This window comes from Blautia wexlerae (genome assembly GCF_013300825.1).
Classification (GTDB): domain Bacteria; phylum Bacillota; class Clostridia; order Lachnospirales; family Lachnospiraceae; genus Blautia_A; species Blautia_A wexlerae_B.
In genome coordinates, this window is the sequence record NZ_JAAIMY010000013.1 from 45,820 (window position 1) to 58,038 (window position 12,219).

A 12,219-nucleotide genomic window follows, 5' to 3' on the forward strand; every position below is an offset into this window, starting at 1 on the left:
CCCTAATATTTTTCCATAAATTTCTTTATATTATTTACATAAGCGCCAAAAATATCAGTAATATATTGTTTATCAAAGATGTCAATAATATAATCCCATGAAATCTTCAAATATCCCAAATCATCTCTTACATGGTGATCTAAAACCACCTGCGGTGTTTGGCTTATCGCATATTCTTCTTTGAATGAATATCTTTTTTTTGTTACCTTAGACACATTCCCCTCCAGCATACAAGTAAACACTACTGGCATAATCGCTTTTCCTGCTCTACCTGAAGAAAGCATTTTTAATATATTGCTTCCTTCAAATTTTCTATATTGAACTAACCGCCACATCTGTTCTTGAGTTGCTCGAATAGCATCCAATAAAGAATCCGTTTTTTCTTGGTATGATATTACTGCATTGTTAGTAAATTCACCCAGTATCCCATTCACATCTTCATGCAATAACTGTCTATTAAACAATGTTACATTTATGGAAAGTCCTGGAGTTTCACTATATTGTGCCAGTGTTTTCATAAAAATTGTAGAAATTACTGCAGCAGGAGTAAAATGATAGTTTTTTATTTTCTGATATAATCGTTGTGTTTCTATAAAAGAAAAATCACATTCAATTCTATCAAATCTTACATTCTGCACTTCTGCAAATTTTTTCTGGTAATTCAGTTTGGGAAAGCTCGGCATATTTTTTACTTTTTCTTTCCAGTATTCTTCAGCTTCCAAATCTCCTTTATCTGTTTTTAATCTCATGTAATTCATAAAAGAGATTCGTGGAAATTTAACATCTTTTCCATAGTACAAACTGAAAATCTCGTTCAACAGTAATTTTGCACTCCATGCATCCAAAATAATACAATCAAAATCTACATGTAAAACACTTGTCTTTCCTGATGTTTTCCCAACGCAAAAATGGAACATGGGCCATTTATAATAATTATACCTATGATGACTTCTCTCTAGCCGCTTTTGCTCTCTATCATTCCCATCATATAATGAATAAACTGGCACAGAATAATATGGCACATTATCTAAAAAACTCGCTTTCCCCTCATGTGTTACAATCAACCGTAATGCATCATTTTTAGAAATAACCAGATTTATCATTTGCTCAAGTCGTTCAACATCCAAAGATTCTATTGTATATTCGATGTAATAATGCGCATTTATATTTCCCAACTCACACCCAGCCGTTTGTCCCACAACATAAGCTGTTTGTATTGATGTTAATGGAATCACATTTTTTTCGATCATTCGAAAGAAATCTAAAATTTGACCTTTAGCCATTTTAAGAATCCTTAATGTTTCCGGTGCCAATTGTCTGTTTTTAGATCTGTATCGAATTTTCTCCCCTTCTCCCCAAATTTGAATGCCATTCTCTCTAAGTTGCTCCAAAAACTCCAAAATATCGGTATCATTATTAAATATGTATTTACTCATTACGTTTCCTCTAATATATATCTTTCGATTTTGCTGATAGTCGGATACTCAAATAACTTGCCGATATCCATAAAACACCCTATTTTCTCCGTCATTTGGTTAGTAATTTGTATTGCCTGTATCGAATTTCCACCTATTTCAAAAAAGTTATCATTTATATCAATATTTTCAATTTTTAAAACTTCTCTCCAAATTGCGAGTAATTGCTCCTGAAGTTGAGTAAGCTGTTTACAATTATTATTCTTTTTAAAAATAGGCTTTCTATTTTTTTCTGCAACAATCAAAATTTTATGAATATCCTTTTTCCCATTTGAATTAAGCGGAATAGCATTCGTTTTAATATATTCTGTTGGAATCATATAGATCGGAAGATCTTTTTTTAACATTTCCTTATAAAACTTGTCTATCCGGTCACGATACCTTTTTTCCTCTACTAATACAGCACATATGTCTTCTATCGCATTATCCCTTTTAAAAAAAACAAACGCTTCAGTTATACCTTGAATCCTTCGTAATGCAGCTTCAATTTCGCCCAATTCTACCCGATATCCATTGATTTTTACCTGATTATCCAATCTTCCAAGAAATTCAATATTACCTTCATTCCAATACCGTCCCACATCTCCAGTACAATACAATCGTTCCCCAGTTCTATCTAAAACAACAAACTTTTCTTCTGTTTTTTCATTATCGTTTAAATATCCCTGTGCAACGCCATCTCCGGCAATATAAAGTGTTCCCGGTACCCAGTCAGGGCAATCTTCCATATTCTGATCCAGAACATAATACTTCTGGTTTGCAAGCGGTTTCCCATACGGAATACTCTTCCAATCTTCCGGCACAATCTCTGGGATCTCGAAATGATTGGACCAAATACTGCCTTCCGTCGCTCCTCCAAGTGCAACAATCTCAACATTCTGAAACAGATTACGGATTCTCCCCGGAAGTGAAACCGGAACCCAGTCGCCACTCATCATTACCAACCGCAACGATTGTGAAGTTACCTGCCTTTGATATTCCTCATATTCTGCCAGCATTTCTACAAAAGCTGGCACGCTGTTCCATACGGTAATATTCTCATGATTCAACCAGTGAATCCAATGCGCTGGATCTTTTCCATATTCCGGATCCGGAAGAACCAATTTCCCACCTGCGCCTAAAACGCCAAAAACATCATAAACAGACAGGTCAAAATGAAGATTGGAGATTCCAAACGCCGTATCCTGTTCTGTAATCTGATAGCGTGCATTGATATCCAGTATTGTATTCACTGCATTATGGTGAGTAATCATTACTCCTTTCGGCATCCCGGTTGTTCCCGACGTATAGATTACATACGCAAGGTCTCCCGCCTTATTCTCCTGTGCTTTGTATTCAGAATCGGTTTTTAATCCAGACACAGAAATACAATCCCACTCGTGCAGCCATTCGGTATCCTGATCATACGCCTGATTCTGCACAAGAATGATTCTTGTTCCACTGTCACGGAGAATCTTTTCAACTCGTTCTCTCGGATTATGGATATCTATCGGAAGATATGCGGCTCCGGCAAACAGGATTCCATAAACAGCAACTACCTGCTCCCACCCTTTTTCCATAAATACAGCTACCGTCTCTTCTTTTTTTATTCCCATGCTCTTCAACTGCCCGGAAATGTAAAACGCCTCTTCTTTTATCTCCCGATAAGTCATCCGCCTGCTGCACGTTACCAGCGCCTCCTTATCCGGAAATTTGTCTGCCGCCTCCAAGAATAATCCATCCAACGTTTTCTCTTCAAATTCAGCCGCCGTTTCATTCGCCTGACGCCGTTTTTCTGAAATTTCCGCTGTTACCAGACTTGCCGTTTTTTCCTGCATGATCTCCGGATGAACTGCTAGCGTATGAAGCAGGCCGGTATATGCCCGGAACATCTCATCCAGCATTCCCGGATAAAATAATTCGTCCACGGAATCCCAAAACAGGCATAAACAGCCATCCATTTCAACCACCTGATGATCCAGCCACACCTGCGGCGTCTGTGAAATGTTATAGTTCAGTTTTCCAAGCCACTTTCCTTCATTCCACTGCTCCACGCCAAGGCCACTGGTAAACACTACCGGCATAATAGCGCCCCGCATATTTCCAGTCTTTTTCTTTAATTCGCGCTCCAGTTCAACCGCGCCATAAGCTGTATGCTCCAGATCTTCTGTAAGCTGCTTCTGAATTGCCTTTGTCCTTTCCGCAAAATTATTCCCTGCATTCTTTATCTCCAGCAATGTCAGTGTTGTAAAATCTCCAACCAGATTGTTCACTTCCGGATGCAATTGTTTCCGGTCAAACTGCGTCAGATTAAGTGTAAAATCCTTATTACTGCTCCACAAGCGGAGAGTCTCCGCATAAGCACTCATCAAAAGAACAGAAGGCGTTACCTCCAGTCTTCCCGCCGCGTCTTTTACAGACTGCCATTCTTTCTGTGACAGTTTTGCGCTCCGGCGACAGAAACGCTGCTCTGTAATCTGGCTTTCGTTCTTTGCAAGCGGCAGATCCGGTGCGTCCGCAAAAGTCTCCACCCGGTCTTCCCAATATTTTTTATCTTTCTCATAAGCAGAGGTAGACTTTATCTGCTCCAGTCCCAGCACGTAATCCCGGAAAGACAAAGTAATCGGCATTTCCGCTTTTCCATTTCGATATACTTCTGCCCACTCATTTAAGAGATGGAACATACTCCAGCCATCAAAGATAATATTGTCAAAACTGATATGGATTCTATGCTTCTGGTCCTCTATTTTAGTGATTCGCACATCAAACAGAGGCCATTCATCTGTCTGAATTACCTGATGAGACATCTCTGCCCGTTTTTCATCCAATGCCTTTTCTTTTTCTGTCACTTCCAATTGTCGGATATCCGTCACGTCAATATGATACTGGGGAGTATTCTCCAGTATGCGCTGCATACCATCCGGCTGGATAATAACACGCATCATCCCATGCCTCTGTATCAACAGATTCCATGCCGTCTCTGCGCACTCAGTATCAAGGCCGTCTGCATCCAGTTCAAAATAACAGTGCGTTGCAACATTCCCCAATTCATACAATCCGCTTCTGCCAAGCCAGTAAGCATACTGCACATCGGTTAATGGGAACGGATGATATGCTTCCTCCAGATTCGGTTTGATCTGCAGTGTATCTTCTTCTTTCTGTTCGGACTGTTCAATAGCTTTTGCCAGAGATTTTACGGTCAGATTTTCAAAAATCGTGCTGATCGTTATTTTGCAGCCGAAGGTTTTCTGTACTTCCGAGATCAACCTTGTGGCAATCAGCGAGTCTCCCCCAAGGCTAAAATAATTATCTTCAATTCCGATATTTTCATATCCAAATAATTGTTTCCAGATATCTAAAAGCTTTTCTTCTGTTTCTGTCGTTGCCTTTGAAAATCGGATAACCGCAGTTTCTTCTTTAAAATCTTCCCGCAATTGCTTCCTGTTAATCTTCCCATTGGACAATGTTGGGAGCTGCTCCATGAAATGATAATTCTGTGGAACCATATACTCCGGCAGTTTTTCTGACAGATATTCCCTTAGTGCTCCATTATGATAGGACAGGACAGACGCCTGCTGTCTGCTGCAGCATATACATCTTCCATATCTCTCTGTCACAGCACAGTCTTCGCCCAATCCTGCCTCTGATAAACATTCTCTCCACAGCAGGCAATCCGGGGTAACCAGCCCTGCTTCTTTTCTCTTGTCCCGAATATCCGCAAAACCATTTTCCAAAAAAGCCGCTGTAAGTTCCTGAAGGTATGTCCTTACCACAAGGTCAGTCATCAGCAATATTCCGTTTGGCTTCAGTAATTCCGCTACTTTCTTTACCGCATCAGCAGCATCAATATTTCTATGTAAAGCATTTACCGATATCACAATGTCATAACTATGCAAGGACATCTGCTGCTTATCCATGCCTTCTTCCAGATTCAGCATCTCAAACTCGACTCTCTCATATCCCGCAAGTTCTTTCTCTGCTTCCTGCAGAAAATATTTTGAAGAATCCGCATAAGTATAAGCCACGCTTACATCTTCCAGTGCATTCAAAAACTGTCTTGTAATTGCAGTGTCCCTTGTACCAATTTCTATAATCTGGAGTGGCTCTTTTCTGCGTTCTTCTGCCAGAAGCCTTAATCCCTGCACCAGTCTTTCCACTGTTTCCTCGCAGCCCGGAATCCTCCGAAGCAGCATATTCGGAGCCAAAGCCGGCTCTTTCTGGTAAAATACGTCCAGCGGAACTTCATTCCCAGTAACCATATGCTTCAGATACGGCTTCAGTTTATTAAAATACGTTTCCGTATCTCCAGCTTTTTCCGGTACAGCCACTTCCTTCCCGGTACGCGATAGTCTGCCGTCCTCTTCTCTCAGGATTCCTTCCTTCTTTAAAATTTCCAACCATCTTGCCACAGTATTCTTCTGTGTTTCCGTAATGCTCCCTTTTTCAAAAATTTCCTTCTGCGAAAGAACTTCCTTCTCTGATACAAAAATGCCTAACTCTATGAGTGTCTCCAGCATAAGCTGTACACATCTCTGGTCTGCATAGGCAAGGAAATTTTTGTATGCTGTCTTCCGTTCCTGCTGCATCTGCCAATTGCTGACATCATCCTTCAGTTCTTTCCAGCCCCCGCCAAAGATATCTGTGCCGTACAAATACGTTGTAACTTTAGAATCTTCCTGTATCGGCGCTCCGATATAAGCAGCCAGCGTTTTATTGCCATGACCATCACTAACTGTATCAACAACTGCATGAGCCACACCCGGAAACTCCTGAATCGCATGTTCAATTTCTCCCAATTCAATCCTGTGTCCACGGATCTTTACCTGATGATCTTTTCTTCCCAAAAATTCAATTATCTCATCATCCCAGATTCTTCCGAGATCACCGGTCCGATACCATCTTCCATACTGATCTGTGATAAATTTCTGCCCCGTAAGCGCAGAATCTCCCCTATATCCTTTTGCTACACCAAAACCGCCAATCCAGAGTTCGCCTTCTGCCCAGTAAGGGCAATCCCTTCCATACTCATCCACAACACGATATGCCTGATATCTGAGTGGCTTTCCATAGGGAATAGATTTCCAGTTTTTCGGCATCGGCAGGGTAACATTCTGATAATTGGACCAGATACTTGCCTCTGTAGCTCCTCCCATAGCGACAAACTGGCAATCCTCTGTCCATGCCGCAACCCTCTGCGGGAGATCCATCCCAATCCAATCTCCGGAAAGCATAACCGCCCTGATCGGCAGTTTCTGTTTCATGGATTCCGCCCGTATCAAAAGCATATCCAGAAGCACCGGCACTGAATTCCAAACGGTAATCTGATATTTCAACACTTGTTCCAGCCAGTAATCCGCATTCCTTCTCTCCTGCTCTGGAAGCAATACCAATGTTCCTCCTGCGCCTAAAATTCCAAAAACATCATATACCGACAGGTCAAAATCCATAGCTGATACAGCCAGCGCCCGATCTGCACTTGTCACATGGTACTTTTCATTAATATCCTGAACCGTATTCCATGCGCTTTCATGCGCAATCTCTACACCCTTCGGAACACCTGTAGAGCCTGACGTCATGATGATATAGGCGCTGTCCTTCGGCGACACCTCTGGCAGTCTCACATTTTCCTGTCCCTCTTCCATACCTTCCATCACAAGGATTTCCGTACCTTCCGGCCAGTCCAGTTTTTCGGATAATTCCCGATTCGTGACCACATAGCGGACTCCCGTCTTCTCATGGATTAACGCTCTCCGATCTTTAGGCTGGCTTAAGCTGACCGGAAGGTATGAATTTCCGGAAAGCAAAATTCCTAATGCCGACTCGATCTGTTCTATCCCGCGCGGCAGGGTAAGTGCAACCGGGACGCCCTTAATATCCTTTTCTGAAATTCCTGCCGCCACTGCTGTTGCCCGTGCTTTTAATTCCCCATAGGATACCGATCTTCCGCTTCCCGCATCAATAAGCGCAATATCTTCCGGGCAAACTTCCGCATGGTTCATAACAGCCCAATGCAGGCATTCCACACGCTCCGGCACTCCTGTACGCGCTGTATCTTCAATTTCTCTTTTTCTTTTTTCAGGAAGCACATCAAATCTCTGATTCCAGTCCTTCTTTCCCAATTCATGCAGAAGAATCTCAAAACTCTCCAACATATCCGGGATCATATTCTCCGGGAATAACTCATCCACGCTGTCCCATGTAAGCTGTACGCCATTTTCATCTTCATAACTCTGAAAATCATTCCACACCTGCGGCGTCTGGGAAATCATATAGGAAAACTGCCCCAGTTCATTCCGGAACGTATCATTTACCAACGGCGTTCCCAGATTGCAGGCAAAAACAACCGGCGCCACTGCCGATGCGTCACCACACATCTGCGCAATGTCTCTCTGTACTTGCACGCCGGAATATGCCGTATACTTCATATCCTCATGAAGCTGCTTCTGAATCCTGTCCAACAATTCCGCAAAAGTCGGATTTTCTTCGCAGTTAATCTCCAGCAATAACAGAGTAGTAAAATCTGCTATTACTTCCTCTAACCCCTGCTGCTCTGTTTTCCGGTTAAAAAACGGAATGTTAATAAGGAAACAATGATTCCTGCTCCATCGTTCCAGAACCACCGCATATGCAGTAAGAAGAACCATTGCCGGAGTTGTCTGGTATTTTTTTGCCCGCATTTGCAAATGATCCCATTCTTCCTTTTCGATTCTCACAATCCTGCGGTTGAACACCGTTTTTTCCACTTCTTGCGGACGTTTTGCCAATGGAAGGTCAGGGCCTTTTGGCAAATGCTCTAAACGATTCTTCCAGTATTTTTCTGCGTTTTTCCGTTCCTCCCCTTCTTCCTGTTTCTGCCGTTCTAGATAGGAAGCAAAATTCCACCCTTTTGATTCTTTCGGCAGGTTTTCCCCTCGGTAAGCAGATGCCAAATCCCTCAATAATATCTGCAGACTCTGTACATCAGCAACCAAAAGTGCCATGTCCACATGAAGGCGTGCCTTATTTTCAGGAAAAAGCGTAAGCTCTATTCCTGCTACTTCGCCTTCCTCAATCTTTAACTTCCGATGGGATAAACGTTCTCTGACAGATACTGCCATTGCCTCTGCTTCCTCAGATGACATCCGGGAAAAATCATGAACCTTTATTTTTTCACAATACGGCTTATCCAGGATTTTCTGTGTTCCATCATCCAAAAAGCAGGCGCGCAGCATAGGATGATGATACTGCAGTACATTCCATGCTTTTTCCAGACGCTCCGGATCTATATTTCCCCCATCAAACTCTAAATACGCATGACAGTCTATTCCTCCAAGAGCCTGTTCTTCATCCCTGCCAACCCAATATGCATACTGTACGTCTGTTAAAGGAAACGGCTGTTTCATATCCTTTTCCGGCGTTATCTTAGATTCTTGCGCCCGTTTTTTGCCCGCTTTTTTCTTCATGCTGCGCTGGATCAGCGCCCACCAGCCTTCAAGGGTAGGATTTTCCATCAATGAACCGAATGAAACCTTAACCCCCTGTTTTCTCCACTGGTTTACCAGACGCATGATTGTCAGGGATGAAAGCCCAAGCTCCAGCAGATTTTCGGAATCCCCCAAATCTCTGGCTACCGGCAGCTTTTGTTTGATCTGTTCCTTTATCTCTATATATTCCATGATTCTGTCTCCTTCTATTTTTCCTGCGCCATACGTTCTAATGCTTTCTTATCTATTTTTCCTACGCTGGTCAGCGGCCATGTCTCTACCCGTTCTATCTGATCCGGCATTTTATACGCCGCAACGCCTATTTCCCGCAGGAACCTGTGTATTTCCTGCAAATCGATCCCGGCTTCATCATCGGTCACAAGGAATGCACATATCCGGTTTCCAAGGGTTTCATCCGTAACGCCGACAACGGCTGCCTCTTTGATTTTCGAATGCCTGCAAAGATAAGCTTCAATCTCTGAAGGCATGATCTTTTCTCCGGCGCGGTTAATCTGCTCTTTGATCCTCCCGCCCAAACGTAACCTTCCGTCTTTCGTCCACATAGCTTTATCGCCCGTCCGGTAAAATCCGTCCGACGTAAAGCTCTTTTTATTCGCTTCCTCCGCCATATAATAACCATCAATCGTATACGGGCCTCTGGATAATAATTCCCCAAAAACTCCTTCCGGTACGGCCTTATCTTCTTCATCCACAATCTTCACTTCATCCGCAGGAGACACCGGAGTTCCCTGGCATCTTGCGATCAGGGAACCTTCATCCTCCGGGCTAGTAAAGGACAGTAGCCCCTCCGCCGTACCAAATACCTGCATCAGTTTACACGGCCATTCTTCAATGATCTTATCCGCAAGGGAATCTTCCAGCATTGCGCCGCCCACCTGCAAAATCCGCAGGCTGGATATATCATAATCTTCATCCCATTCCAGCATTTCCATGCACACAGTAACCATAGCAGGAACCAATGCCGTTATCGTGACACCTTCCTCTGTAATTGCGTCAAGGATATCATCCGGGCTGGTCGCAGACGCAAGCACAACTTTTCCTCCCACGTCCAGCGTGCCTAAAAGCCCCGGGCAGCATAACGGGAAATTATGAGCTACCGGAAGAGACGCCAGATAAACGTCACTGCTATCCAGACGGCATCTCTTCGCGGACATGCGGGCATTATACATATAATCCGTATGGGTGCGCGGAATCAGTTTCGGAACCCCTGTCGTCCCGCCGGACAGCAAAAGCACCGCCGTTTCATACCCATCCACAGCCGGAAATGCTCCATTTTCTCCATACGTTTCCGCAATCATTCCACTGATATCCCCGGATTCGCTATCTACAAATATATGCCGGATACATGAATATTTCTCTTTCATCGCATTTGCCATCGGCACATATGAAAATCCCAGATATTTCTCCACCACAATATAAGCGGCCGGCTTTGCCAGTTCAATAATTCCTTCCAGTTCCGCCTCCCTGTGGGCCGGCAGCATCATGATTGGCACCGCCCCAATCTTGGAAAGCGCAAAAAACACGATCACAAAAGAAATCCTGTTCGGAAGCTGCACAAGCACTTTGTCTCCCTTTAAAATCCCTTTACGCAGAAAAGCTGCCGCAAGACAATCTGCTTTTTGCTTTAATTCCATATAACTGATCTCGTCTTCACTGTCCGTGACCGCAATTCTTTCTCCATATTTTTCCGCCCACCTATCAAGCTGTTCTCCAAATCCACATCTCTCCCAGCCTTCCAGATTCTCATATTTGCTCATATCTTTCTTATAACCCATTTTATCTGTCTCCTTTCTTATGCGCCGCCACATACGCAGCATATCCTTTGATCCTGACCGGATACAGAAACCAGTCCTGATCTTTCTTATCTTTTTCTGCAATTTTCTCGTTTCTGACAGAGAAGAAATCCATTCCTCTTCCTAATCCAATTCCAAGCGCCTTTACATATGCCTCTTTCGCCGCCCAGTACTGAAAAAACAGATCCGGTCCTTCATTTTTTACATCTTCCGCTTCTTCTGCAGTATAAAAATTTTCCGCTATCTCCCTATAGTCCGGGCACTCTGCCATCTCCTGCACATCTACTCCGATATCCATTCCGACAGCGAATACCGCCAGTATGAATTCACCCGAGTGCGAAATGTTAAAATCCACTGTCCGCTTTCCCGCAATCTTTTTATGATAAGGCTTACCCAGTTCATTGACAGAAAAATCAATCGTTTCCATATCTAAGTATCTTTTTAAGAGGATCCGCACGACAACCTTCCCGGCTATATAACGCATCCTGTCTTCAGGAAAACGGAATCTTCCGGCTTGCTCCAATTCCTGCCCACTCAGGATATATTCATGGTTCTTCCAGAAATCTGTCATTTCAGGCCAGCGGATACACCATATATGTATCTCATTTTCACGGATATAAAGTTTGTCTGCTGACAGAAATTCCTTTTCTCCGTATCGTTTAATCTCCATTTTTCATTCTCTAAAGCAGTCTCATGACCTCACTTATTACTTCGTCTTCACAATCCCTCAGATAAAAATGTCCTCCCGGAAATATCCGGTAGTTAAAATCATTGTCCGTATACTTTCCCCATTCCAAGATCGCACTCTCATCCGCTTCGTCGTCCTTTTCTCCGCCAAATGCAGAGATAGGTGTATGCAGCACTACTCCCGCTTTATCATAATACGTTTCATCCATGGTAAAATCCGCCCGCAGCATAGGCAGAAAGAAATCCAACAATTCCTGATTCTCTAGTATCTCTTTTGGCGTCCCTTCAAATCTTCCCAGTTCCCTCTTAAACGCTTCATCCGGAAGATGATAGATTGGATTTGGCTCCGGAATACTAGGAACCCGGCTGCCGGAAATAAACAGACATTTTGCAGTATATCCCGCTGCCTCCAACCGTTTTTCCAGCTCATAAGAGATCTTCCCACCCATACTGTGTCCCCATAAGGCATACGGTCCGTACACAACCTTTCTTACAGCCTCTTCCAGGTCATCTAACATAACCGACATATCTATATACGGTTTCTCCATGATCTGTTCTTCCCTTCCCGGAAGCTGAACTGGACATACCGTTACTTTCCCCTGCATCTTTTTCGCCCACTGGTTATAAGCAGAAGCACCGCCTCCCGCAAATGGCAGACAAAACAAGGTTATTTTCTCTTTACTAATATTTTCCGTATTTTTTATCAATTTCATATTCACTTTTATATTCCTCTGGCATAATGTTCTTTTTCTCTCTGTTTACCATCATTTTGTAATATGTTTTTCTCAATCACTTCTTATT

General features: G+C 43.1%; 5 protein-coding genes. All 5 read right to left on the reverse strand.

From position 1 onward, the window contains the following. Positions 1 to 2: 2 nt before the first annotated feature. Genes G4417_RS08495 through G4417_RS08515 form a run of 5 tightly spaced genes read right to left on the reverse strand, consistent with a single transcriptional unit; the run spans position 3 to position 12,131 of the window. A complete protein-coding gene (locus G4417_RS08495; RefSeq protein ID WP_015528437.1) occupies positions 3 to 1,436 on the reverse strand; it encodes a condensation domain-containing protein in 1,434 nt (477 codons plus the stop codon). Beyond that, positions 1,436 to 9,109 (reverse strand): non-ribosomal peptide synthetase, encoded by a 7,674-nt coding sequence (locus G4417_RS08500; protein ID WP_138344129.1) that lies wholly within the window; start codon positions 9,107 to 9,109, stop codon positions 1,436 to 1,438. Before G4417_RS08500 ends, G4417_RS08495 begins: the two co-directional genes overlap by 1 nt. 14 nt (positions 9,110 to 9,123) lie before the next feature. Continuing rightward, positions 9,124 to 10,713, reverse strand: coding sequence for a (2,3-dihydroxybenzoyl)adenylate synthase (locus G4417_RS08505; RefSeq protein WP_117576640.1), 1,590 nt, complete (start codon positions 10,711 to 10,713; stop codon positions 9,124 to 9,126). A 1-nt stretch (position 10,714) separates the two neighbouring features. Beyond that, the gene (locus G4417_RS08510; protein WP_117457266.1) at positions 10,715 to 11,401 is read right to left on the reverse strand and encodes a 4'-phosphopantetheinyl transferase family protein; all 687 of its coding nucleotides are present in this window, start codon (positions 11,399 to 11,401) and stop codon (positions 10,715 to 10,717) included. A 10-nt stretch (positions 11,402 to 11,411) separates the two neighbouring features. Continuing rightward, on the reverse strand, positions 11,412 to 12,131 hold the full coding sequence (locus G4417_RS08515) for a thioesterase II family protein (protein WP_179961961.1): 720 nt from the start codon (positions 12,129 to 12,131) through the stop codon (positions 11,412 to 11,414). Between the last annotated feature and the right edge of the window lie 88 nt (positions 12,132 to 12,219).